Source organism: Hyphomicrobium sp. (genome assembly GCF_035687085.1).
In the GTDB taxonomy this organism is placed as follows: Bacteria; Pseudomonadota; Alphaproteobacteria; order Rhizobiales; family Hyphomicrobiaceae; genus Hyphomicrobium_B.
This window is the reverse complement of the sequence record NZ_DASRYS010000011.1, coordinates 135,673-160,479: the sequence shown is the minus strand read 5'-3', so window position 1 is coordinate 160,479 and position 24,807 is coordinate 135,673. Positions and strand designations below refer to the sequence as shown.

Annotated in this window: 18 protein-coding genes, 3 tRNA genes and 1 pseudogene; 17 read left to right on the top strand and 5 right to left on the bottom strand. The window is 60.9% G+C overall.

Annotated features, from left to right (window positions below; genetic code table 11):
• The 8 genes and pseudogenes from VFG26_RS09285 to VFG26_RS09250 all read left to right on the top strand — a co-directional run.
• Positions 1 to 931, top strand: a 931-nt coding sequence (locus tag VFG26_RS09285; protein ID WP_325024539.1) for a hypothetical protein, incomplete at its 5' end; no start/stop codon positions are given.
• Positions 928 to 1,794 carry a hopanoid biosynthesis-associated protein HpnK gene (hpnK, locus tag VFG26_RS09280; protein ID WP_325024537.1) on the top strand — a complete coding sequence of 289 codons (867 nt, stop codon included), beginning with the start codon at positions 928 to 930 and terminating at the stop codon, positions 1,792 to 1,794. The genes VFG26_RS09285 and hpnK, both read left to right, overlap by 4 nt.
• A gap of 94 nt (positions 1,795 to 1,888) precedes the next feature.
• Positions 1,889 to 3,100 carry a bacteriohopanetetrol glucosamine biosynthesis glycosyltransferase HpnI gene (gene hpnI, locus VFG26_RS09275; RefSeq protein WP_325024535.1) on the top strand — a complete coding sequence of 404 codons (1,212 nt, stop codon included), beginning with the start codon at positions 1,889 to 1,891 and terminating at the stop codon, positions 3,098 to 3,100.
• Positions 3,097 to 4,122, top strand: a complete 1,026-nt coding sequence (locus VFG26_RS09270; RefSeq protein WP_325024534.1) for a lysylphosphatidylglycerol synthase domain-containing protein — start codon at positions 3,097 to 3,099, stop codon at positions 4,120 to 4,122. The genes hpnI and VFG26_RS09270 overlap by 4 nt, the downstream gene beginning before the upstream one ends.
• Before the next feature lie 210 nt (positions 4,123 to 4,332).
• Positions 4,333 to 4,875, top strand: a complete 543-nt coding sequence (locus VFG26_RS09265; RefSeq protein ID WP_325024532.1) for a DsbA family protein — start codon at positions 4,333 to 4,335, stop codon at positions 4,873 to 4,875.
• 41 nt (positions 4,876 to 4,916) lie between these two features.
• Positions 4,917 to 6,344 (top strand): L-seryl-tRNA(Sec) selenium transferase, encoded by a 1,428-nt coding sequence (gene selA / locus VFG26_RS09260; RefSeq protein WP_325024529.1) that lies wholly within the window; start codon positions 4,917 to 4,919, stop codon positions 6,342 to 6,344.
• Positions 6,341 to 8,173: pseudogene (gene selB / locus VFG26_RS09255) on the top strand (selenocysteine-specific translation elongation factor); the annotation flags it as partial. The gene selA and the pseudogene selB, both read left to right, overlap by 4 nt.
• Positions 8,174 to 8,290: 117 nt before the next feature.
• Positions 8,291 to 8,386 (top strand) — tRNA-Sec (locus VFG26_RS09250).
• Between the two features lie 30 nt (positions 8,387 to 8,416).
• Here the strand turns inward: VFG26_RS09250 and selD are convergent.
• Positions 8,417 to 9,463 carry a selenide, water dikinase SelD gene (gene selD / locus VFG26_RS09245; RefSeq protein ID WP_325024527.1) on the bottom strand — a complete coding sequence of 349 codons (1,047 nt, stop codon included), beginning with the start codon at positions 9,461 to 9,463 and terminating at the stop codon, positions 8,417 to 8,419.
• A 146-nt stretch (positions 9,464 to 9,609) separates the two neighbouring features.
• Here selD and VFG26_RS09240 point away from each other — a divergent pair, with 146 nt between their 5' ends.
• On the top strand, positions 9,610 to 10,683 hold the full coding sequence (locus tag VFG26_RS09240; protein ID WP_325024524.1) for a permease: 1,074 nt from the start codon (positions 9,610 to 9,612) through the stop codon (positions 10,681 to 10,683).
• A 7-nt stretch (positions 10,684 to 10,690) separates the two neighbouring features.
• Here the strand turns inward: VFG26_RS09240 and fdhE are convergent, their stop codons facing one another.
• The 4 genes from fdhE to fdnG are packed head-to-tail and all read right to left on the bottom strand — an operon-like array spanning position 10,691 to position 16,332.
• Complete coding sequence (gene fdhE / locus VFG26_RS09235; RefSeq protein WP_325024522.1) at positions 10,691 to 11,620, bottom strand: formate dehydrogenase accessory protein FdhE; 930 nt, start codon at positions 11,618 to 11,620, stop codon at positions 10,691 to 10,693.
• Positions 11,617 to 12,306 (bottom strand): formate dehydrogenase subunit gamma, encoded by a 690-nt coding sequence (locus tag VFG26_RS09230; protein ID WP_325024520.1) that lies wholly within the window; start codon positions 12,304 to 12,306, stop codon positions 11,617 to 11,619. The genes fdhE and VFG26_RS09230 overlap by 4 nt, the downstream gene beginning before the upstream one ends.
• Entirely contained in the window at positions 12,303 to 13,238 is a 936-nt protein-coding gene (fdxH, locus tag VFG26_RS09225; protein ID WP_325024518.1) for a formate dehydrogenase subunit beta, read from the bottom strand. The genes VFG26_RS09230 and fdxH overlap by 4 nt, the downstream gene beginning before the upstream one ends.
• Positions 13,239 to 13,254: 16 nt before the next feature.
• Positions 13,255 to 16,332: a formate dehydrogenase-N subunit alpha gene (fdnG, locus tag VFG26_RS09220; RefSeq protein ID WP_325024517.1), complete on the bottom strand. Its 3,078-nt coding sequence runs from the start codon at positions 16,330 to 16,332 to the stop codon at positions 13,255 to 13,257.
• A gap of 468 nt (positions 16,333 to 16,800) precedes the next feature.
• Here fdnG and tig point away from each other — a divergent pair, with 468 nt between their 5' ends.
• From tig to VFG26_RS09180, 8 genes are all read left to right on the top strand, one after another.
• Positions 16,801 to 18,159 carry a trigger factor gene (tig, locus tag VFG26_RS09215; RefSeq protein WP_325024516.1) on the top strand — a complete coding sequence of 453 codons (1,359 nt, stop codon included), beginning with the start codon at positions 16,801 to 16,803 and terminating at the stop codon, positions 18,157 to 18,159.
• Positions 18,160 to 18,257: 98 nt separating this feature from the next.
• Positions 18,258 to 18,908, top strand: a complete 651-nt coding sequence (locus VFG26_RS09210) for an ATP-dependent Clp protease proteolytic subunit (protein WP_325024514.1) — start codon at positions 18,258 to 18,260, stop codon at positions 18,906 to 18,908.
• A gap of 343 nt (positions 18,909 to 19,251) precedes the next feature.
• A complete protein-coding gene (clpX, locus tag VFG26_RS09205; protein WP_325024512.1) occupies positions 19,252 to 20,502 on the top strand; it encodes an ATP-dependent Clp protease ATP-binding subunit ClpX in 1,251 nt (416 codons plus the stop codon).
• Between the two features lie 278 nt (positions 20,503 to 20,780).
• Positions 20,781 to 23,207, top strand: a complete 2,427-nt coding sequence (gene lon / locus VFG26_RS09200; protein ID WP_325024510.1) for an endopeptidase La — start codon at positions 20,781 to 20,783, stop codon at positions 23,205 to 23,207.
• 244 nt (positions 23,208 to 23,451) lie between these two features.
• On the top strand, positions 23,452 to 23,730 hold the full coding sequence (locus VFG26_RS09195) for an HU family DNA-binding protein (RefSeq protein ID WP_045835607.1): 279 nt from the start codon (positions 23,452 to 23,454) through the stop codon (positions 23,728 to 23,730).
• A 93-nt stretch (positions 23,731 to 23,823) separates the two neighbouring features.
• A tRNA-Val gene (locus VFG26_RS09190) sits at positions 23,824 to 23,898 on the top strand.
• 184 nt (positions 23,899 to 24,082) lie between these two features.
• Positions 24,083 to 24,589: a DUF1993 domain-containing protein gene (locus VFG26_RS09185; protein WP_325024507.1), complete on the top strand. Its 507-nt coding sequence runs from the start codon at positions 24,083 to 24,085 to the stop codon at positions 24,587 to 24,589.
• 129 nt (positions 24,590 to 24,718) lie between these two features.
• Positions 24,719 to 24,795: transfer RNA gene (locus VFG26_RS09180), tRNA-Asp, on the top strand.
• Positions 24,796 to 24,807 lie beyond the last annotated feature (12 nt).

Sequence of the window (24,807 nt, the reverse complement as noted above, 5' to 3'; positions counted from 1 at the left end):
CGGTGACGTCACAGGTTTTCGCGAGTTCATCGTCGCGGGCTTCGGCAACGCCGTCGCCGACCGCTTCCTCATTCCGCAAAACGAAAAGACCATGGCGACGCCGCTCAGCCGGCTGTCGATCGGCGCGGTGAAACGCTTTTTTCCGTTGCCGGACGAGAAGCGCATCCGCGCCGGCTTCGCGAATGAGGCTTTAGACACCCAAGAGTATAACAGCAAGTTCTGGTATCCCAAGCGCGGCGGGATCGACGTTCTGACCCGCGGACTTGCTCAGGGCTTGAAAAGCGTCGCGACGAACGAAGAAATAGTGGCGATCGACCTAGACCGGCGTGCGGTCACGACGAGTGCCGGCCGGACGATTGCCTGGGAAAAGATGCTGCCCAGCATTCCGCTGAAGATGCTTTGCAAGCTGACGGGTGATGGCGATCTTGTGGCCGCAGCCAATCAGCTGAGCCACAGCGCCACCGTCAGCTTCAACTTCGGCGTTCGTGGGAATTTACCGCCTGAGGTGAAAGATGCGCATTGGGTCTACGTGCCGGACCGCGCCATCCCGTTCTATCGGTTCGGCTGCTATTCCAACATCGGCCCGGCCATGGCCTCGAGCGGGTACAATTCCGTCTACGTCGAGGTCGGTGTGCCGGGCGACGATATCGACCGGACGGACATCGTCAGCAAAGTGCAGCCCGGCGTCATCGCCGCGCTCGAAAACCTCGGCTGGGTGAAAAGCGAAGATATCATCTGTACCGTCGCGCACGTAATACGCTGCGCCTATGTCCACCACACGCCCGAACGCGATCAGCTTGTGGAAGACATTCTTGCGCGCCTGAACGCGGCAGGAATTCATCCCATCGGCCGTTATGGGCTGTGGGATTATGTGGGCATGGAAGATTCGATCAGCTCGGCTTTCACAACTGTCGAGGCGTTGACCGCATGAGGGGAGACCGCCGCGCGAAAAAGTTGATCGTGACCGCCGACGATTTCGGCATGTCGATCCCCGTCAACGAAGGCATTGAAGCATCCCATAGAGACGGCATCCTCTCGGCCACGAGTTTGATGACGGGAGGCGAGGCATTCGCCGACGCCGTGGAACGCGCGAAGCGGCTGCCAAAGCTCGGCGTCGGCCTGCACATCCATCTGGTCGATAGCCGCCCCGTGCTGCCGCCAGAAAAAATTCCGCTGCTCGTCGGCCCTGACGGAAGCTTCTCGAACAACCCGGAGCGTTTCGGCTTCAATCTTTTCTTCTCGAGCGAGATGCGCAAGCAGGCGGAAGCCGAGATCGCCGCGCAATTTGAACGCTTCGCCGCGACGGGCCTTGTGATGGACCATGTCAACGGCCACCATCATTTCCACATGCATCCTGTCGTGACGGATGCGATCGCCAAATATGCGCCGCGCTACGGATCGCCGCCGGTGAGATTTCCGGTCGAGCCGTTCGGACCCTCCTGGCGAGCCGGCGCCGACAAGCCCGTTCAGCGCTTTTTCAATTGGACCTTCTACGCGGCCCTCACGCGCCGCATGCGCCGGAAGATCACGGCCGCAGGTCTGGCGCTCAATGATCAAGTATTCGGCGTGAGCGATACCGGCGCAATGACCGAACGGCGCATCCTGTCCTATCTCGATCATCTGCCGGACGGTGTGACGGAGCTTTACGCACACCCCGCAATGCGCAAGGAAGGCCAGCCGCAAACCTACGGCTCGGCCGAGGAATATCATGGGCTCGTCAGCCCCGTTGTCCGCGCCAAGGTTGCAGCCCTTGGGCTACAGCCCCTGACATTCAAAGCTGCTTTCGCGGCGTGAGGTCGTCGAAAGCGGCCGCATGTGGTAGGGCGACGAAAAACCATCATAGCCTCGCGTGAGCCCGAGGCTCGCCGCTCAAGGGAACGCCTGCCGCATGGACTTGCCGCTTCTGATCCTTAATCCGTTCGTGATCGCCGGTATCATCCTCGGCCTTGCGGCATTGGCCTATCTCGTGCTCGCGCTCTATTTCACGGCGCGCTTTCGTGAGCGGCCCGTTATTCCCGTCGAAGGATGGCGCCCGCCGGCCTCAGTGCTGAAGCCTGTCCACGGTTCGCAGCCCTTCCTATACGATTGCCTGCGCACCTTCTGCGAACAGGATTGGCCCGAGTACGAGATCATTTTTGGCGCGCATTCCGAGACGGACCCCGCCGTCGCCGTCGTCAAGCGCCTGATCGCGGAATTTCCGGATCGCAATCTGCGCCTCGTCATCGACGCCAATTTTGCCGGACCCAATCCACGCGCGTCCAACCTTGCCAACATCTACAAGGCGGCGCGCTACGACATTCTGCTCGTCGCCGATGCCGATCTGATAGTTGACCGCCACTGCATCGCCTCGATGGCCGCGCCCTTCATCAATCCGAAGGTCGGCGCGGTCGCCTCGATCTACAAAGGCAAGCCCTACGGCGGCGCTGCGGCCGCTGATTTTGGCGCGCTCAACATCAGCGATTGGTTCGCGCCCTCCGTGCTCGTCGACGTGGGCCTGCGGGGCATCGACTTCGCATTCGCCATGTGCGCGGTGCGCCGGGAAGCGCTCGACTCCTTCGGCGGCTTCAATCATCTGTCGAACTTCTTCCCCGACGATTTCGCGCTGGGCAACCTCACGGCTCAAAAGGGGTACGAGGTGGTGCTGTCGCCATACTGCTGCGACACCATCGTGGCCGAGACGAGCTTCAGCGAACTTTTCAGGCACGAGATCCTCTGGCAGCGCATGGAGCGGTTCTGCCGTCCGGGCGACCACTTCATGTCGGTCATCACCTGGCCGCTGCCGTTGCTTCTAATCCTGTTGCTTCCGTGGCCCTCCGTTATCGGTCTGGCAATCATCGCGCTCCATCTCACGCTCCGCATAGCGCTTCACTATCAAGTGCGCCGCAGCTTCCGGATGAACACGCCAGCTCAGCCGTGGCTCGTGCCGGTGCGCGAATGCGTCTGCTTCTTTGCCTGGGCTTTCGGCCTCTTCGGCAACAAAGTACGCTGGGGGAAGAATATCTTCACCTATCAAGCCTTCCGTAAGCTGCTCGCGGACGGCCGCAACGCAACGCCCATCGGCGACGGGCGAGCCGCCACCCCGGCCGGAGACAAGGGATGAGCGCGGAGCCCGCGGCCAGTTCGTCGAATTCGCGCGCCGCGTTCTTCCTTGCCGCGATGGCAGGAATTACGTTCGCGATCGGCCTTCTGTTCTATTTCGGCATCGCGGGCGTCTGGGACGCGATCGCGACGGCAGGGTGGCAGGGCATGGCGGCGATCATCGGCGCCTACCTGGCATCGCTCTTCTTCTGTGCCTGGGGCTGGCGCGTGCTCGTTGTCGAAAAGGATTCCTTGCCGCCGGGCGTGTCGTTCCTGTGGGCGCGCTGGATGCGCGACAGCATCGGCAATCTGCTCGCCATTATACCGGGCGCCGGTGAAGCGGCGGGCGCGCGCGAGTTGAGCAAAGGCGGCATGAAAGTGAGCATGGCGGCCGCCACGACGATCACCGACATGACGACCGAAATGATGAGCCAGCTCATCTACACCTTCATGGGGCTCGCGATCCTCTTCGTCTATCACCCCGACGAGGCCGCCGCCTGGTGGGCTGCAGGCGGCCTCGCCATCGCCACCATCGCTGTTGTTGGTTTCCTCATTGCGCAGAATAAAGGTCTGATCCTCTTCCTCGAAACGCTGCCAGCCAAGCTCGGCTTCACACGCGCCTGGGAGGGGCTGTCCGATGCCGACAGCATCCACGAGGCGATCCGGTCGATCTACCGGGACAAGCGAGCGGTCTTCAACTCGACGGTCCTGCATGTGTTCGGCTGGCTCGCGGGCGCCGCCGAGACCTGGATTGCGCTCTGGTTCATGAACCAGGCGCTTTCGGCGGGCGATGTGCTGTCCCTTGAAAGCCTCGTCTTCGCGCTTCGCACGGCGGCCTTCATCGTGCCATGGGCTGCGGGTGTCCAGGAGGGCGGTTACGTGGTCGTGGGCGGCCTGTTCGGACTAGGGCCCGATGTGGCGCTCGCGCTCTCCTTGCTCAAACGTGCCCGCGAGTTGATTACGGGCTTGCCTGGGCTCCTGGCATGGCACTTCTCGGAAGGCCGGCGCTTCTGGCAAAGCCGCCTCGCAGCTTCCCGCAAATAGCGCAACGATAGATCGCCAAGCTGTTTCGCCGGCACGGCCCCAAGGGGCACGCCGCAGCGTTAACACGCGTTTGCGGACGGCTCGAAGCTCCTCCAGCGAGGGGATTCGCACGAGCGATGATCTGTTGTCATCGGCCCTGTAACGCGCTTTAGTACCGAAACGGGGGTAAACGGAACGTCGCAATGCCGAATATCACCCGGAGGTAAACTGATGAGCCAATTATGGGTACCGGTTTCCCAGGCCGATCATATCGACGGCCCGCTCGATGCACCTATGACCTTGGTCGAATACGGCGATTTCGAATGCCCGTACTGCGCGGACAATTACGTGGTCATCAAGGCGCTGCAGGACACGATGGGTCAGGACCTGCGCTTCGTCTACAGGCATTTCCCTCTGACGCGTCTTCATCCCCACGCGGAGCATGCGGCAGAAATTGCGGAAGCCGCCGATACCATCGATCGCTTTTGGGACATGCACGACATTCTCTTCGAGAACCAGAGGTCGCTCGACGACAACCATCTGCTGCTCGACGCCCGCGCCATCGGCCTCGACGATGACGTCGCGCGCTTGGCATTCGAAGGCGCCTTCTCGGATCGCATCAAGCGCGATTTCCGCGGCGGCGTTCGCAGCGGCGTGAAAGGCACGCCGTGCCTGTTTGTCAACGGTCAGCTCTATAATGGCCCTCGCGATGTCGAAACCATCGCGGCAGCCCTTGAAGATACGATGCCGGACTCGTCTGAACTCGACGCATGAGCGAAACTTTGCGGCAATGAACGCCTTTCCCTGAGGTCCAGGTGGAAATCTCGAGAGCTGCTCTGCGCGATCTTCCCTCTGTCGACGCCGTTCTGAGTAGCGAGGCAGCGCCCTCTCTCATCGAGCGGTTCGGACGCGTTGCCGCCATTGACGCCATACGCGCTGTGCTCGCCGATACGCGCGCCGCTATCAAATCTGGCATGCCCGCCGTACCGGGCATCGACCACGTTGCCTTGCTGGCGCTGTCCCGCCTCGCCGAAGAGGATCGCTCAGGCCTTCGCCCGTTGTTCAATCTCACGGGCGTCGTTCTTCACACCAATCTCGGGCGCGCCGTGCTCGCGGAGGCCGCCATCGAAGCCGCAGTGGCGGCGATGCGAGACCCGGTCGCTCTCGAATTCGACTTGGAAACCGGCACACGCGGCGAGCGCGATGATCATGTCAGAGATATTCTCTGCGCGTTGACGGGCGCCGAAGACGCAACCGTCGTCAACAACAATGCTGCTGCGGTTCTCCTGTCCCTCAACACGCTCGCTGCTGGACGCGAGGCGATCGTCTCGCGCGGCGAATTGATCGAGATCGGTGGTGCGTTCCGCATGCCCGACATCATGGCGCGCGCCGGGGCAAAGCTCGTTGAAGTCGGAACGACGAACCGTACCCACACGAAGGACTATATCAACGCAATCAACGAAGCGACCGGCGTCATCCTGAAGGTTCACACCTCGAACTACCGCATCCTGGGCTTCACCTCCGAAGTTGCCGCACGCGAACTCGCGCGCATCGCGGCCGAGAGAAATATCCCGCTGATGAACGATCTGGGATCGGGCACGCTCATCGATCTCTCGCGCTATGGCTTGAAGAAAGAGCCGACCGTCCGGGACGCGGTAGCCGAAGGCGCCGATGTCGTGACCTTCTCAGGCGACAAGCTTCTGGGCGGCCCGCAGGCGGGTTTCATCGTCGGCAAGCGCGCTGCAATCGCAGCCATCAACCGCAATCCGATGAAGCGCGCGCTTCGCGTTGATAAGATCCGCTTGGCCGCGATAGAGGCCACCCTGAAGCTCTATCGCGATCCGGATCGTTTGGCCGAACGTCTGCCGACTCTGCATTGTCTCGCGCGCACACGCGACGAAATCGAGGATCAGGCCCTCCGGCTGTTGCCGGCCGTTCAGCACGCCATAGGCCGCGACTTCGCAGTGAACCTTTGCGAATGCGAAAGCCAGATTGGTTCGGGAGCGCTGCCGCTCGACACGATCCCGAGCGCGGGCCTCAGCATCACCTCGAACAGCGGCGGCATCGCGCTTGAACGATTGGCCGTCGCGCTGCGCGGACTGGGGCGCCCCATTATCGGCCGTCTCGAAGCGGGCAGTCTCATCCTCGATGTCCGATGCTTGACCGATGACGCCGCATTTCTATCTGTCTTAAGTACGCTCGATACATCGAGCGCGGGAAATCCGGCCGATAGAAACAAATGATCATCGGCACCGCTGGCCATATCGATCATGGAAAAACGGCACTGGTCAAAGCCCTGACCGGAGTCGACGCGGACCGCCTGAAGGAAGAAAAGGCACGCGGAATAACAATCGATCTCGGCTTCGCCTATCTGCCTACAGAGGACGGACAGATCCTCGGTTTCATCGATGTGCCGGGGCACGAACGCCTCGTCCACACGATGCTGGCAGGCGCAACCGGCATTGACGTTGCGCTGCTGACGGTCGCTGCCGACGACGGCGTGAAGCCGCAGACGCGCGAGCATTTGGCGATCCTCGATCTTCTCGGCATCGGCAACGGTGTCATGGTCATAACGAAGACCGATCTTGTGAGCGGCGAACGCATCGCCGAAGTCAAAGACCAAATCAAGAAAGTATCGTCAGGCACGGTGCTTAGCGAGGCCGATATCCTGACCGTCTCCGCGGTGACGGGGCAGGGCGTCGACGAACTTCGCGATTATCTAAACGTTGCCGCGTCACTCATCGAAGCGCGACCGGCGGAAGGGCGCTTTCGTCTCGCTGTCGACCGCGTCTTCACGTTGTCCGGCGTCGGCGTGGTTGTGACGGGAACAGTTCTCTCCGGATCCGTTTGCATCGGCGATCACGTGCAGCTGAGCCCATCGGGCCTCGCGGCACGCGTGCGCTCGATCCACGCGCAGAACAGGCCAGCTGAGACGGGACGAGCCGGCGACCGCTGCGCGCTCAATCTCGCCGGACCCGGTATTTCAAAAGATGCGATCCATCGCGGCGATCTCGTGCTCGATCACGAGCTGCACGCGCCAACCGCCCGCATCGATGCGCAATTGCGGATCTTGCCGTCGGAAGAGAAAGCCATAGGACAATGGTATCCGGTGCGCTTGCACCATGCGTCGGCCGAGGCCGGTGCGCGCATCGTTCTGCTCGGCGATAAATCGCTGCAACCCGGCGCCTGCGCCGACGTACAATTGGTCCTCGATCATCCGATTGCGGCGGCCGTGTCCGATCGCTTTATCCTGCGCGATATCTCCGCGCAGCGCACGATCGGCGGCGGCAAATTCATTGATCTGCGCGCGCCATCGCGAAAGCGGCGGACACCCGAGCGGCAAGCTCAACGCGCGGCAATGGCAATAGACGATCCCCACGCAGCGTTGTCGGTCTTGCTCGACACGCCGCCGTTCTGGATTGATCTGACCGCGTTCGCGCGAGATCGCACGCTCTCCGCGAAGCAGTCCGCACAACTGAAATCGAGACTTTCCCTGACGGTGCTGGACGCACGCGACGCGCGAACCGCTCTTTCGCCGCAACGATGGACGTCTTTTACGGAAAGCCTGCTTGAGCGCGTCTCCGCATTTCACGCCGAGAACCCCGATCTGCAAGGTATCGGACGCGAGCAGTTGCGGCTCACGCTCGAGCCACGCTTGAGCAAGCCGGCGTTCGTAGCCGCCCTACAGACGTTGTCCGATGACGGCAGCATCGCGCTCGAAGGCGCCTTCGTTCGCCTCGCGTCGCATCGCGTGCGTTTCGCGCCAGAGGACGAAGCCGCATGGAAGGCGATCGCCGCGCTGCTCGGCGGCAAAGAGCGATTCCGTCCTCCACGCGTTCGCGACATTGCAGCTGGCACCGGCCGCGCCGAACGCGACGTTCGCCGCATTCTGAAGCTCGCCGGCCGTCTCGGATGGGCCGATGAAGTTGCGCACGACCACTTCTTTCTTCGCGAAACCATCCGCGAGATCGTCGGCATCGCGGCCGGCATTGCCGCTCAGTCGGAAGCGAATACGTTCAACGCCGCCGATCTGCGCGATCGCCTCGACAATGGCCGCAAGGTCGCCATCCAGATCCTGGAATTTCTCGACCGGCATGGCGTAACATTGCGCAAAGGCGATCTTCGCCGCATGAATGAGCACCGGCTGGACTTGTTCGGAAGCTCCGTGCTTTCGCCGGCTGCTGCAGATGGAGGTGAATCGTCCCCGGTGGGACGTTCGGACTTCAAATCCGAGTGGGGCAGCGAGCCTGTCCCAGGTGGGTTCGACTCCCATTCGCCTCCGCCAAGCCTTCCCAAGAGACGCGCGTGACGATTGCTAGAAAATGTTGATCCGCGGCTCGCCGGTGCGCACGGAACCGATGATGCGCGCGCTCGGATATCCCGCTGCCTCGATGCTGCTGCGCACGTCTTCACCATGCTCGGGCGAGCAGGCGATCAGTAGTCCGCCAGACGTTTGCGGATCTGTGAGCAGCACGCGCCCTGTTTGCGGAATGCTACTGGGTAAAATCACGTCGTGCCCGTAGCTGGCCCAGTTGCGCCCCGATGCACCCGTCGCAAATCCGGCATCTGCGAGCGCTTCAGCGGAAGCTAGAAACGGCACGCGATCATAAGCGATGTCGATGCTGACACCGCTTGCCCGCGCCATTTCGAGCGCGTGGCCCAGAAGGCCGAAGCCCGTGACGTCAGTGATCGCGTGAACGTGTGGGCTCTCGCCGAGCGTCGCGCCGATGCGGTTGAGCAAAGTCGCGGACGCCATCATCTCGGCATACGCATCCTCAGGCAGCGAACGCTTTTTGAACGCGGCCGAATAGATGCCGACGCCAATGCCCTTCGTCAGAATGAGGTCGTCGCCCGGCTGCGCGCCGGCATTGCGGCGAATATGCTGCGGCTTCGCAAGGCCGATCACCGCAAGCCCATAAATCGGTTCCGGCGTATCGATCGAATGACCGCCTGCGACGGGAATTCCGGCTTCCGCGCACACCGCGGCGCCGCCCGCGAGGATGTCCCGCACTGTTTCGATGGGCAGCTTGTTGAGCGGCATGCCGAGGATCGCAAGCGCTAGGATCGGCCGTCCGCCCATCGCGTAGATATCGGAAATGGCGTTGGCAGCGGCGATGCGCCCGAAGTCGCGCGCGTCATCCACCATCGGCATGAAGAAGTCGGTCGTCGCAATGACGCACTGATCATTGTCGATGTGCCAGACCGCAGCGTCGTCTCCCGTTTCCGTGCCGACCAGAAGCTGCGCGAACGGGCCGGCGCCCGGCTGCCCGGCAAGCAATTGCTGCAGCACAGATGGGGCAAGCTTGCACCCGCAGCCGCCCCCATGCGCCAAATCTGTCAAACGAATAACAGGTCCAAGCATCGTTCGAAGGCCTCGTGGACGAGCCGCGTCACGCGGAGAGTGGGATAATCGTAGTACAATCCGTCGGCGGTTCTCAGCAATATAGGTGGACGATCCGCGTGCGCCATTGCAGATTGGTTTTGCCTGAGCTGCCGTTGGAGGAATGCATGAACGCTGCTCGTCCTCGTCCATCCGATGCGACGCTGAAATGGGCAGTCTTCCTGACGTTGGTGGTCGTCGGGCTCTTTTACGTGAAATGGTTTCCATATTTTAACCGCGCCTTCGTTGCGGCCGACCAGCATTCCATCGGCAATTCGATACTGATGGGCACGGCTTCAGCCCCGCCGGCGCCCTCATGGGACGCGGCGATTGGCTATGCCTGGGCGTACGGCAAGGCGATCTGGCAAGCGATGGTGCTCGGCTTGCTTGTCGGCTCAGGCGTTCAGGCGTTGCTGCCGGCTGATTGGATCGCCCGCATACTGGGCAAGACCGGCTTCGGCACGGTGGCAACCGCCGGCATACTTTCCGTGCCCAGCATGATGTGTTCGTGCTGTGCCGCTCCGGTGGTGGTCGGATTGCGTGAGCGGCAAGCGTCGCCCGGCGCGGCCATCGCCTTCTGGCTCGGCAACACCGTTCTCAATCCCGCGACGCTCGTGTTCATGGGGTTCGTACTCGGCTGGCATTGGACAGCCTTGCGCATCGCCCTTGGCGTGCCGATGGTGTTTGGCCTGGGCTATCTCGTGAATCTGATGGTGACGCCGAAGGAAGCGGCAGCAGCCGAAGCAAAAATTGCGGCGTTGACAGCTGAAACCAAAACGTCTGAAGCGACAGCGTCGAATGCGTTCATGCGCTGGATTGAGATCTTCGTTCGCATGTCGGTGCGTCTCATCCCCGAATACATCGTGCTCGTTTTGCTGCTCGGCGCCGCGCGCGCATTCCTGTTTCCCGAAATCGGCCCGGCCGTTGACAACAGCATCATCTGGATCGTCGCGTTCGCGATCGCCGGAATGCTGTTCGTGATCCCGACGGCGGGCGAGGTGCCGATCATCCAGGCGATGCTTGCGCTCGGCATGGGCGCAGGACCCGCAGGCGCGCTCTTGCTCACCTTGCCGCCCGTGAGCTTGCCGTCGCTCGTCATGGTCGGAGGATCGTTCCGCACGACAGTGCTTCTGATGGTGGCAGGTGGCGTCGTGGTGTTCGGCATCATTGCCGGACTGATGGCGGCCGGACTAGGGCTTTAGAGCTGAGCTAACCGATCATCAGCATCGGGTTGGCGGCATGCCGGGCCCAGCCGGCTTCGCCGATCATGATGTCGAGCCCGAGCGAAGCCAGATCATCGGCATAGGGATCGGCGTTTCGATCCTTAGCCTGATAGATCATCTTCGCGTAGGTTTGGCAGTCATCGCAGGTCTCGGCCTTGACGACGCCCGGTCCGCCTTCGATCTCCTTCAGCGAGACCCGCCGGGTGCTTTCGCATGTGATGCAGATGGCGCGCGTGTGGTTCCACGCGGTCGAGCACAGCGAACAATAGAGGTAGCGAATTCCTGGCGCATCGCCGGCGGCCATGATCATGCCTGAGACCGGTGTCGAGCCGCAGCACGGACAGAGCCCACGCTGCGGCAGCAGGCGCAAGGTCGACGCATCGAGAGTGCCGGCGAGCTGAGTGAAGTAAACCTGAAGCGCCGCTGCAACATAGAGGCAGGCCGCGGCATCGCCGCTGCCGGTCGATCCGCGCAGAAAGCCGTCCGCCAGATCCTCGATCTGGTCCGTCGAAGCGTCGCGCAACCGCGCGATGGCTGAGAGGGCAGGGGAGGGAAGCGTACGAGCCTCGAGCTCATCGAGGATGATGGCGAGCCCCTCGCGCCAAGCCGGATTGCGATGATGGCCATCCGCCGCAAGAGGCGGCATTCGTCCAGCCACCGATCGATCGACCAGGGACCGGTCGATTGCAGGCAAGGGCGGCGAGGTCATCGCTGCTTTGTGCTGCGCCTCCGACACGTCCGCCAGGAAAATCAGCCATTCCGATATGGGCTGATTGCTGGCAAGCGATCTCAGCCGCGCGGCGGTGTTTGAAAAGCGCGTCAACCGATCGGGCAGGAAGAGCGCTTCCGGCGCGCCGACGCCGCCTTGCGGATTGCCGATCCATTTGCCTGTCGGAGGTGCGCCGCCCTGCTTCATTCACCCGCTCTCGGTTGTTCGTCTCTCGTCTCGACGGGGTTCGGTCTCGGCCCAGGGGAACCTGTCGTCACGAGCGAGCGGAACCACTTGCGATGATGCCGCCAAGCCCAACCGGGCGTCACGTACCCTTGCGTCATCGAACGCATCGATCCCCTGATCCAAATGGCAGCATAAACGTGCGTGATCCAGACAAGGATGACGGCAATCGCGCACAACGAATGAATGAGGAGCGCGAGGCGCTGCGTCGGGATGGAAGTCCAACTCGAAAAATAATGCTGCCAAGCGATCAGTCCCGTCAGCAAGAGAATTGGAATCAAGATCACCATCGCCCACAGGACGAACTTCTGACCGGCGTTGAAGCGCCCGACCTCCGGTACGCCTTCTTCCTCATTTGCAAGCACCTGCCTGATCGACATCATCCATCTGAGATCGTCCTTGGCCCAGGGATTGTCGCGCCAAAGCTGAATGACCAAACCTGCATAGCTGACGAACAGCACGATGCCGATCCACGGATGAATTTGGGCCGCCCACTGGCCGCTGCCGAAGAAGGCAGACATCCAGTAGAGAAGCGGATGGAACATCGAGAGGCCGGAGAGTGTCAGCAGCACGAAGCACAGCGCCGTGATCCAGTGGTTGATCCGTGTTGCCAGATCGGCTCGTATGAATGTTCCGCGCGGCCGTGTCATATCGTGTGCTCCGGCGGCGATTTCGGCGCGGTCTTGCCCTCGATGAAACGCTCGGCAGCTTCGTCATCTTCCGGCTGCACTTCATTGGGACCTGCAATCATCCAATGCATGAAGCCTGCGATTGCGGCCGCCGCTATTCCAACGAGCGAAACCGGTTTGATGAGGCCCTTCCAGAAATCGACCGTCGGGCTGATCGTGGGATTCTTCGGCAGGTCCGAGTAGATCTCCGGCTTGTCGGCATGCTGCAGAACGTACATGACATGCGTACCGCCGACGCCGGGCGGATCGTAGAGGCCCGCATGTTCATACCCGCGTTCTGTTTTCAGTTCCTCGACGCGCTCGGCCGCCCAATCTGTCATGTTCTTCTTCGTGCCGAATAGGATGGCGCCGGTGGGGCAGGCCTTCACGCACGCCGGCTCCAGATTGACGGCGACGCGATCCGAGCACAGCGTGCATTTGTAGGACTTGTAATCGGCCGTGCTGATGCGTGGGATATTGAACGGGCAACCCTTCAGGCAGTAGCCGCAGCCGATGCAGTTCTGACTGATGAAATCGACGATGCCATTCTCATACTGGACGATGGCGCCGGGCGCGGGACAGGCCTTGAGGCAGCCCGGGTCCTCGCAGTGCATGCAGCCGTCCTTGCGGATCAGCCATTCAAGATCGCCTTTGTCGTCTTCGTATTCCGCAAACCTCATGAGCGTCCAAACTTCAGGATCGAGGTCCATGGGATTCTTCAAGGTGCCTTCAAACGATCCGACCGGCTGCCGGAGATTGTTCCATTCCATGCAAGCCGCCTGACACGCCTTGCAGCCGATGCACCGCGAAACATCGATCAGCTTCGCCATCGAAGCCTCATCGTTGCGCGCGGCGGGCGGCGTCAGCGTCGTGGCCGATATGCGGATGTAGTTCTGCGACTGATAATTGGTCATGGACTAGACGACTCCGTCAGACCTCGCCTTCAGGCCCGTTGCTCGGTTCGATATTGACGAGGAACGCCTTGAATTCTGGCGTTTGCGTATTGGCGTCGCCGACTGACGGCGTGAGCAGGTTCGCGCCGTAACCCTTCTTCGCCAAACCGGTGAAGCCCCAATGGATCGGAATGCCGATCACGTGTGTCGGCTTGCCCGCAACCAGCATGGACCGGACGCGCTTCGTCACCAGCGCTTTGCAGATCATGGTGCCGCGCTTCGAACTCACGCGAACCCAGCTGTCGTCTGCGATGCCTTTTTCCTTCGCCAGCGCTTCGCCGACTTCCACGAATTCCTGCGGCTGCAGGATCGCATTGATCAACGCGTGTTTGGTCCAGTAGTGGAAGTGCTCGGTCAGCCGGTACGTCGTTCCGACGTAAGGGAACTGCGCGGAGGTCCCGAAATCGGCGCGATCATCGGCGAACACGCGCACCGCCGGATTGTTCTGAACCTTTGGATGCAGCAAGTTCTCAACCGGGGATTCCATCGGCTCGTAGTGCTCGGGGAATGGTCCGTCCACCATTTGATCGAGCGCGAAGAAGCGCCCCGTGCCTTCCGAGTTCATGATGAAGGGGCCGACGCCGTCCGACGGCTTGATGGTAGGGCCATAATCGGGCACGTCGATGCCGACCCAACGGCTGCCGTCCCACTGGATGATCGGCTTGGCGGGGTTCCACGGATTGCCCTGAACGTCCGCACTGGCCCGATTGTAAAGAATGCGCCGGTTGGCGGGCCACGCCCACGCCCAATCCGGCGTGATGCCCTGGTCGCGCGGATCGTACGTTCCGCGCCGGGCCATCATGTTGCCCTTCTCAGTATAGCAACCCGTGAAGATCCAGCATCCGCTTTCGGTCGTGCCGTCATCGCGGAGCTGCCCGAAACTGTCGAGCTGCTGGCCAGCCTTAAGAACGACCGCTCCGGTCTCATCCTTGATGTCGGCGCGAGCCTTACCGTTCAGCTCTTTCGCCAACTGATCGGGACTGGGATCGACAAAGTTCGTGTAGTTCCACGTGAGATTGAGAATGGGATCAGGGAATGCCCCGCCTTCCTTCCGGTAAAGCTCGCGGATGCGATGGAAGAGACCGGACATGATCCAGATGTCCGACTTCGCCTGGGCCGGCGCTTCGGCGGCTTTCCAGTGCCATTGCAGCCAGCGTGCCGAATTGACGAGAGAGCCGTCTTCCTCGGCAAAGCACGTCGTCGGCAGCTGGAAGACTTCCGTCGGGATGTTGGCGGGATCGGACGGATTGAGCGGGCCGACATCTTCCCAGAAACGCGCAGTCTCCGTGTCGAGCGGATCCATCACGACGAGATATTTGAGCTTGCCCAAGGCGCGCCGGATTTTCACCTTCTCGGGAAAAGCCATCAACGGATTGAAGCCCTGGCAGATGTAGCCGTTGATCTCGCCGTGCACCATCATCTCGAAGGCGCGGAGGATGTCGTACATCGGTAGATTGAGCTTGGGCAGATAGTCGTAAGCCCAATTGTTTTCCGCCGTCGCGGCGTCGCCGAACATCGTCTTCTGGAAGCTGACGAAGAACTTGCGGTAGTTCTGCCAGTAGCTCATCTGGTTGGGCCGCAGCGGCTTGAACTGCCGCGTGCTCATGTACTGATCGAACGTCTGCTCCTCGTCCTTGGGCATCGTCAGATAGCCGGGCATCTGGTTCGACAGGAGCCCGACGTCCGTCAGACCTTGAATGTTGGAATGCCCGCGCAGCGCGTTCATGCCGCCGCCGGCCACGCCGATGTTGCCGAGCAGAAGCTGCACCATCGCCATGGTGCGAATGTTTTGCGAACCGATGGTGTGCTGCGTCCAGCCGAGCGCGAAGAGGCTGGTCAGCGCCTTATCGGGCGCGCTCGTGCTGGCGATCAGATTGCAGACGAACAGATACTTATCGATCGGCGTGCCGCAGATGCGGCTCACCATCTCCGGCGTGTAGCGGTCGACGTGCTGCCGCATGAGATTGATGACGCAGCGCGGGTTCTGCCACGTATCGTCGATCTTGGCGTAGCCCTGTTCGTCGAATTCGTATTGCCAATCCGTCTTGTCGTAGCTGTGGGTCTCCGGGTCGTAGCCGTTGAAGAGACCGTCCTTAAAGCTGTAGCCCTCTTTGACGATCAGGCTCGCGTTCGTGAAGGCGCGAACGTATTCGTGCTGGATCTGATCGGTTTCCAAAAGATAGCGGATCACGCCCGACAGGAACGCGATGTCCGTTCCCGGCCGGATCGGAGCGTGATAGTCCGCAACCGCGGCGGTCCGCGTGAATCGCGGATCGACAACGACGAGCTTGGCGCCGTTCTGAATCTTGGCTTCGATCGCCCACTTGAAGCCGCAGGGATGCGCTTCCGCGGCATTGCCGCCCATGACAAGGACCACATTGGCATTCTTGATATCCTGCCAAGTGTTGGTCATTGCACCGCGACCGTATGTTGGAGCCAGACTGGCTACCGTCGGCGCGTGTCAGACACGCGCCTGATTGTCGAAGACAAGCATCCCGAATGATCGGGCCACCTTCCACGTCAGCAGTGCGGTTTCATTCGATGTGGCAGATGCCGCGAGCATGCCTGTCGTCAGCCAGCGATTGACGGTTCCGCCGTGCTCGTTCTTGGCGATGAAGTTGGCGTCGCGATCGTCCTTCATCAGCCGGGCGATGCGGTCGAGCGCAAACTCCCAGGTGACTTCCTTGAACTCGTTGGTGCCGGGAGCGCGGTATTTCGGAACCTGTAGCCGTCCGGGTGAATGCACGTAGTCGAGAAGCGCCGAGCCCTTGGGGCAAAGCGTGCCGCGGTTCACCGGATGATCCGGATCGCCCTCGATATGCATGATGTTCGAGTGCGCGTTCTTCGATCCATCGCCGCTGGAGTAGATCAGGATCCCGCAGGCGACCGAGCAGTAGGTGCAAGTGTTGCGGGTCTCTTTAGCGGCGGCGAGCTTGAAAGGCCGAACCGACTCGGCAAGTGCCGCCCCGTTGCCGCCGAACCCCATCGCGCTCAAGCTCGACGATGCGAGCGTCGCGCCCGAGAGCTTGATGAACCCTCTCCGAGACAGTGTCATCGTGCAGGCCACCCCTTTCGCATTAGCGAACCGGTATATGCATGCAACAAGTATAGGCGCGGACGGTTGCCTGGGAAACTGTTAGTTTCCTCCGAGGGTTGGCTAGTCTGAATGGCCGTTGCGCCGGCCTTCGCGATGTGGAAGGCGGACCGGCAAGGGGACTGCGAGCGGCGAGGCGCCGCTCCATTTCGATGCAATCGCAACAGCGTATTGCCAATCCGCCTGAAAGGCTGTTTAAGGCCCGGTATAGGCTCCCAGGCGCGCGATGCCGGCAATCCATTCATGGTTTGTTCTAAATCGGCGACACGCGGTAGCTAAAACGTAGCAAATTCAACGCAATAGCTGCAAGGACACCTTCTGTCCGAACCGGCGGCCAGGCGGCGTTAGCGCTTTACAGACGCGCCGGCGTCTCCCCACATAGTTTGAGCGGCAAGGTGCTAAGATGGCACCGGCAATAGGAATACGGCGATGCAAGTCACGGAAACGGCAAGAGACGGATTGAAGCGCACTCTCGAGGTGGTTGTCCCTAAGGCAGAGCTCAACAAGCGCTTCACGTCTCGCCTTGATGAGCTCAAGGATCGCGTGCAGATCAAGGGCTTTCGCCGTGGCAAGGTCCCGCTGACGCACCTGAAGAAGCTGTACGGCAAGTCCGTCATGCAGGAAGTGATGGAGCAGACGCTCAACGATACGAGCGTCCAGGCCATCAAGGACCGCAATGAGCGCCCGGCGCAGCAGCCGAAAGTCGAACTCGTCGATTTCAACGAAGAAACGTTCGAGAAAATCGCCAATGGCGAAGGCGATCTCGCCTACAAAATGTCGTTCGAGGTTCTGCCGCCGATCCCCGTCGCAGACCTGAAGTCGCTGAAGCTTGAGCGGCTCGTCGCCGAAGTCGATGACGAAGCCATCACGAAGGCGCTGACGAACCTCGCCGAGCGCAACACCGCCTACGATCCGGAAGAGGGCCGCGCCGCTTCCGAAGGCGACCTCGTGACAATGAACTTCGTCGGCCGCATCGATGGCGAAGCGTTCGAAGGCGGCGCCGCCGAAGGCCAGAGCCTCGTCATCGGCAAAAAGCAGTTCATTCCGGGCTTTGAAGAAGGCTTGGTCGGACTGAAGGCCGGCGACGAGAAGGTCATCGACGCGACGTTCCCAGAAGACTACCCGATGCAGACGCTGGCCGGCAAAACGGCGCAGTTCGAAGTGAAGGTGACGGCGGTCGCAAAGCCCCGGACACCGGCCATCGACGAGGACTTCGCCAAGGGCCTCGGCACTGAAAATCTCGAGCAATTGCGCGGCTTTGTTTCCGAGCAGATCAAGCGCGAGTATGACCAAGCGTCGCGCACGAAGCTGAAGCGTGAGATCCTGGATGCGCTCGATAAGGCGCACGCCTTCGAGCTTCCCCCATCCCTTGTTGATTTCGAATTCAACAATATATGGACACAGCTCGAGAACAATCTCAAAGCCACGAACAAGACGCTCGCCGACGAAGGCAAGACCGAGGACGAGGCTCGCGCCGAGTACCGCGGTATCGCTGAACGCCGGGTTCGCCTTGGGCTCGTGATCGGCGAGATCGGTGAGAAGAACAATCTGCAGGTTTCGCAGGATGAGCTGCGCCGGGCGCTCGTTGAGCAGGCCCGCCGCTACCCCGGCCGTGAAAAGCAGGTGTACGAATATTACGAGAAGACCCCCGGCGCGCTTGCTGAGCTTCGCGCTCCGATCTTCGAAGACAAGGTCATCGACTACGTGATCGAAGAAGCAAAGCCGGAAGAGAAGAAGGTCTCGCGGGACGAATTATTGAAGGCCGTCGAAGAAGCGACCGAACGCTGATTGCCTTCATCTGCAGAGCAGTGAAAGCTAGAGACTGAAGCGTGCGAGTTGGGCCGGCGTGCTGGACCCGCCGGCCGAGATGAGGAAAGACGAAGGCGATGCGCGATCCGGTAAACACCCTGACAAACACATTCTGGCCGATGGTCGTCGAGCAGACGACCCGCGGCGAACGCGGCTATGATCTGCCTTCGCGCCTGCTGAAGGAGCGCATCATCTTCGTGACGGGTCCGGTCGAGGACCACATGGCCGCATCGATCTGCATGCAGCTCTTGTTCCTCGAGTCCGAGAACCCGAAGAAAGAGATCTCCATGTACATCAACTCGCCGGGCGGCGTGGTGACGGCGGGCATGGCGATCTACGACACGATGCAGTTCGTGAAGCCGCAGGTGGCGACGCTCTGCATCGGTCAAGCTGCGTCTATGGGCTCGCTGCTCCTCTGCGCCGGCGCTAAGGGAATGCGCTACGCGCTCCCGAACGCCCGCGTCATGGTCCACCAGCCCTCGGGCGGCTTCTCGGGCCAGGCATCCGACATCGAGCGGCACGCCGAGGACATCATCAAGATGAAGCGGCGCCTCAATGAGACCTATGTGAAGCACACAGGTCAGACATACGAGATGATCGATAAGACGCTGGACCGCGACTACTTCATGACGGCCGACCAGGCCCGCGATTTCGGCCTTATCGACAAGGTCCTCGAAACCCGCGACGAAGTGGATGCTGGCGTATTCGAGACCAAAACGTCAGGCTGACGAGTGTAAGCACAACAAATAAGGCCGTTCGCAGCGCGGGAGCACAAGCTCTGCGCCACCGCGCGCGGACGGTTCGAGAACAAACGCTGCACGTGGCGTACGTTAGGTAAATTTCGCAGTTATATCGCGGTGTTGCCTACCAATTATCGAGTGTGGCAATAGCGCCGCTTGCGACCTAAGGCTGGGTGGGCTCCATTAATCCAATCTTGATCTGCTGAACGCTAGCGTGCTCAGATTGGTTATGGAGTTCACGTCGCCGCAGTATCGGCTCCGCGCCGGACGTGAACGGCGGGCCAAAGCAAGAACATCGCTTTGATGTGGCTTGCACGGAAGGTGAGAACATATGGCTCAAGAGAAGAACACTCTCTACTGCTCTTTCTGCGGCAAGAGCCAGCATGAGGTACGCAAACTTATTGCTGGTCCGACCGTGTTCATCTGCGATGAATGCGTCGAACTCTGCATGGATATCATCCGGGAAGAGAACAAGAACACTCTGGTGAAGTCTCGTGACGGCGTGCCCACGCCGCAGGAGATCTGCAACGTGCTCGACAGCTATGTCATCGGGCAGTTCCACGCCAAGCGCGTTCTCTCCGTGGCGGTCCACAACCACTACAAGCGCCTCAACCACGCTTCGAAGAACAATGACGTCGAACTCGCGAAGTCGAACATCCTGCTGGTCGGCCCCACGGGCTCCGGCAAGACGCTGCTCGCGCAGACGCTGGCGCGCATCCTCGATGTGCCCTTCACGATGGCCGACGCGACGACTCTTACCGAAGCCGGCTATGTCGGCGAGGACGTCGAGAACATTATACTGAAGCTCCTGCAGTCGGCCGACTACAACGTCGAGCGCGCGCAGCGCGGCATCGTCTATATCGACGAGGTCGACAAGATCAGCCGCAAGTCGGACAATCCCTCGATTACCCGTGATGTATCGGGCGAGGGCGTCCAGCAGGCGCTGCTCAAGATCATGGAAGGCACGGTCGCTTCCGTACCGCCCCAGGGCGGCCGCAAGCATCCGCAACAGGAATTCCTGCAGGTCGATACGACGAACATCCTGTTCATCTGCGGCGGTGCGTTTGCCGGTCTCGAAAAGATCATCTCGCGCCGTGGCAAGGGTTCCTCGATCGGCTTCTCGGCGCGCGTCAACGGACCCGACGAGCGCCGCACGGGCGAAATCCTGCGCAACGTCGAGCCGGAAGATCTGCTGAAGTTCGGTCTCATTCCCGAGTTCATCGGCCGTCTCCCCGTCATCGCGACGCTGGAAGACCTCGATGAAACCGCACTCGTCCAGATCCTGACCGAGCCGAAGAACGCCATCGTCAAGCAGTACCAGCGCCTCTTCGAAATGGAGGACGTGAAGCTCACGATCACGCTCGATGCTTTGAAGGCGATCTCCCGCAAAGCCATCGAGCGCAAGACGGGTGCTCGCGGTCTCCGGTCGATCATGGAAGGTATCCTGCTCGACACGATGTACGATCTGCCGACGCTGAAGGGTGTCGAAGAGGTCGTCATCGGACCCGAAGTCGTGGAAGGCTCGGCAAAGCCGCTCCGGATCTACTCGGATCGTGCCGAGGAGAAGGGATCCACAGCCTAACCCATCGCGACAATAATGGCCTTCCGGGGGCTTGGTCCCGGGACTTGTTTGCGGGGCGCCGGTCCCCATTTGTTCGGAGGGAGTGGCGTCAAGCAGCCAGCCGAGGAAATCCGTGGAACCGGTGTCTTGAGCTTGGGTCTCACCCCGCGCTCGCGCTCACGAGCATGTCGACCGTCGCCACAAAAAGGGGCGGGAAACGTGGCTCTTAAGTGGAACGAGTGTGGAATGCGTCAGTAGGCTGTGACAAGCTTCCGGCGCACGGCGAATAGGTAAGTGAAATGAGCGAAGACAAAAAGTCCAAAGACAAAGCCGGCGGCAAGGAGCTGTTTCCGGTCCTGCCGCTTCGCGACATCGTTGTGTTCCCCTACATGGTCGTTCCCCTCTTCGTCGGTCGCGAGAAATCGATCGCGGCGCTCGAGGAAGTGATGCGCGCCGACAAGCAGATCTTGCTTGCCGCGCAGAAGAACGCCGGGGACGATGATCCGGCTCCCGACGCCATCTATGAGATCGGCACGCTGGCGTCCGTGCTCCAGCTTTTGAAGCTGCCCGACGGTACCGTGAAGGTTCTCGTCGAAGGCAACGCGCGCGCCAAGATCAGCCGCTACACCACGAACGCCAACTACTTCGAAGCCGAAGTCGAGCGCGTCGCGGAGGTGCCTGGCGCCAAGGACGAGCTTGAAGCCCTCGCGCGCTCCGTCGTGACGCAGTTCGAGAGCTACGTGAAGCTCAACAAGAAGGTCTCGCCCGAAGTTCTGAGCAACGTCGGCCAGATCGAAGATTATGCGAAGCTCGCCGACACCATCGCCTCGCACCTCGCAGTGAAGATCTCCGAGAAGCAGGACGTTCTCGAAACGGCCAGCATCTCCGAGCGTCTTGAGCGCGTCTACACGCTCATGGAGAGCGAGATTTCCGTTCTCCAGGTCGAGCGCAAGATCCGTTCGCGCGTGAAGCGCCAGATGGAGAAGACGCAGCGCGAGTACTATCTGAATGAGCAGATGAAGGCCATTCAGAAGGAGCTTGGCGATTCCGACGAACGCGATGACATCGCCGAGTTCGAGGAAAAGATCGAGAACACGAAGCTGTCGAAAGAGGCCAAGGACAAGGCGCTGGCTGAGCTGAAGAAGCTCAAGCAGATGTCGCCCATGTCGGCCGAAGCGACGGTCGTGCGCAACTATCTCGACTGGCTCCTGTCGATCCCGTGGGGGATCAAGGGCAAGGTCAAGAAGGACATCGCCGAAGCGCAGACGATCCTCGATCAGGAGCACTATGGCCTCGAGAAGGTCAAAGAACGCATCCTCGAGTATCTCGCGGTGCAGGCGCGTACGAACAAGCTGAAGGGCCCGATCCTTTGCCTCGTCGGACCTCCGGGCGTCGGTAAGACGTCGCTCGGCAAGTCGATCGCCAACGCGACCGGCCGTGAGTTCGTGCGCATGTCGCTCGGCGGCGTTCGCGACGAAGCAGAAATCCGCGGCCATCGCCGGACCTACATCGGCTCCATGCCGGGCAAGGTCATCCAGTCCATGAAGAAGGCGAAGCGGACCAACCCGCTCTTCCTCTTGGACGAGATCGACAAGATGGGTCAGGACTTCCGCGGCGATCCGGCAGCGGCATTGCTCGAGGTTTTGGATCCTGAGCAGAACGGCTCGTTCAACGACCACTATCTGGAGGTCGATTACGATCTCTCGAACGTGATGTTCGTGACGACGGCCAACACGCTCAATATCCCGCCGGCCCTGATGGACCGTATGGAGATCATTCGTCTCGCGGGTTACACCGAAGACGAGAAGCTCGAAATCGCCAAGCGCCACTTGATCCCCGAGCAGTACACGGCTCACGGGCTCGAGCCGGGCGAGTGGTCCGTCGAAGACGGTGCGTTGAAGGAAGTCATTCGCCGCTACACGCGCGAAGCCGGCGTCCGCTCTCTAGAGCGCGAAATTGCCAAGCTCGCCCGTAAGGCGGTGAAGGAGATCCTGACGTCGTCGAAGACCTCGATCGTCGTCACGGCCGAAAACGTCCGCGACTTCCTCGGCGTGCCGAAGTACCGCTTCGGTGAAGCCGAGCTCGAGGATCAGGTCGGCATCGTCACGGGCCTCGCATGGACCGAAGTCGGCGGCGAATTGCTGACGATCGAAGGCGTCATGATGCCGGGCAAAGGCAGAATGACGGTCACGGGCAACCTGCGCGATGTTATGAAGGAATCGATCCAGGCTGCGAACGCCTACGTGCGCTCGCACTCCATCGATTTCGGAATTCATCCCTCGCTGTTCGAGAAGCGTGACATCCACGTGCACGTGCCGGAAGGCGCAACGCCGAAGGACGGACCGTCAGCAGGCATCGCGATGACGACGGCGATCATCTCGGTTCTGACAGGCATCCCCGTTCGCAAGGACGTGGCGATGACGGGCGAGATCACGCTTCGCGGTCGCGTGCTCCCGATCGGTGGCCTCAAGGAAAAACTCCTTGCTGCCCTGCGCGGTGGCATCAAGACGGTCATCATTCCGGAAGAGAACGCCAAGGACTTGGCGGAAATTCCGGCCGAGGTGCAGACCAAGATGGAAATCATCCCGGTTTCGCGTCTTGATGAAGTCTTGAAGGTTGCGCTCGTTCGCGTACCCGAAGCCATCACCTGGGACGAAGCCGCCGAAGCCGAAGCGCTTGAGGCGAAAGAGTCCGGAAAAGCCGGTGCGCGGATTACCGCTCACTAGTTTCCTGAACGGAAAATTTAGCGAAATAGATGCCCCTGCGCAGTAACTGTGCAGGGGCATTTTCTTTTGCAACCGAAGAGCACTTTAGGAGCGATTTTGTCCGGAAATACGGGCTTTTCCGCTTGACGGAAGGGGCGATTGGGCGCTTCTACCCCAGCATGCGCGGCTGGCTACCCCCCATGTGGCCGCCCCGGGCGCCACGCCCTGGAGCTAAATCCATCTCCCACATTAGAGGAAAGACGAGATGAGCAAAAAAGATTTGATTGATGCCGTTGCCCGAGATTGCGAATTGACGAAGGAGAAGGCGAGTGGCGTGGTGGATGCCGTTCTTGCGCATATTCGTGCAGCAATGAAGGACGGCCACGAAGTCCGCATTCCCGATTTCGGCACCTTCAAAGTCGCAGCCCGCAAGGCGCGCGAAGGCCGCAACCCGGCAACCGGCAAGACCATTCAGATCCCCGCTTCGCGCGTGCCCAAGTTCACGCCGGCGAAGGGGCTGAAAGACGCACTGAACCTGAACTAAGCCGATTTCATCTGTTTTTCCGCGCGCGCTGCGAAAGTGGCGCGCGTGTTTGTTTTTGACAGCCCTTGGAAGACCGATTAGCAAGGGCGCGTCGGGCGGTTAGCTCAGTGGTAGAGCGCCTCGTTTACACCGAGGATGTCGGGAGTTCGACCCTCTCACCGCCCACCATTTTCCAATATGCACATTGAGGCCTCAGGGCCATTCGCTCGAGCCTTCAACTGCTCAGGCTCGCATGAGCCAATTCAGGGCGATGCGTGAGCACGCTCGGCCGCAGACTTCAGCGTCGCTATGGCCTAGAAGAGCGCTCGCGACCCCACGCGAACACGTCTCATTTAGCGAAGAAAGAAATCCCATGGCCGTATCGATGTACGACATCGCAATCCCGACATTTCAGAAGCAGCTGGCCGCCCTCGACGCAATTCTCGATAAGGCCGAGGCCTACGCCACGGCAAAGAAGATCGACATGGCCGTACTGCTGGCCGCGCGACTCTATCCCGATATGTTCGACCTCATGCGCCAGGTCCAGCTGGCGACTGACTTCGCCAAGGCGGCGCCGGCACGGCTTGCGGGTCTTGAAGTGCCAAGCCTTCCCGATACGGAAAAGACGCTTCCCGAACTGAAGGCGCGCATCGCGAAAGTTCAGGCGATGCTCGCGGCCTATACGCCGGAGCAGCTCGAAGGCTCTGACGCCAAGCAGCTGACGCTCAAGCTCGCAGGAAAAGATGTGGTGATCAGCGGTCGCGAATATCTTCTCCACGTCTCGCTGCCGAATTTCTATTTCCACTGCGCGACGGCCTATAACATCCTGCGACACAACGGCCTGGAAATTGGCAAGCTGGACTTTCTTGCGCGCCGTTAGTGGAGAATGCGGCCGCTGCGCGATTTTTCTTTTCGTTCCAGTGCGATCTCTGGCTTGACGACTGCGCAGCCTTCACGTATTCCCAGCGTCGTGACGGCGGGCGCTTCGGCGCCCGTCACTTTCTGAATTGCGGGAGTAGCTCAGTTGGTTAGAGCGCCGCCCTGTCACGGCGGAGGCCGCGGGTTCAAGTCCCGTCTCTCGCGCCATTCAGACCTTTG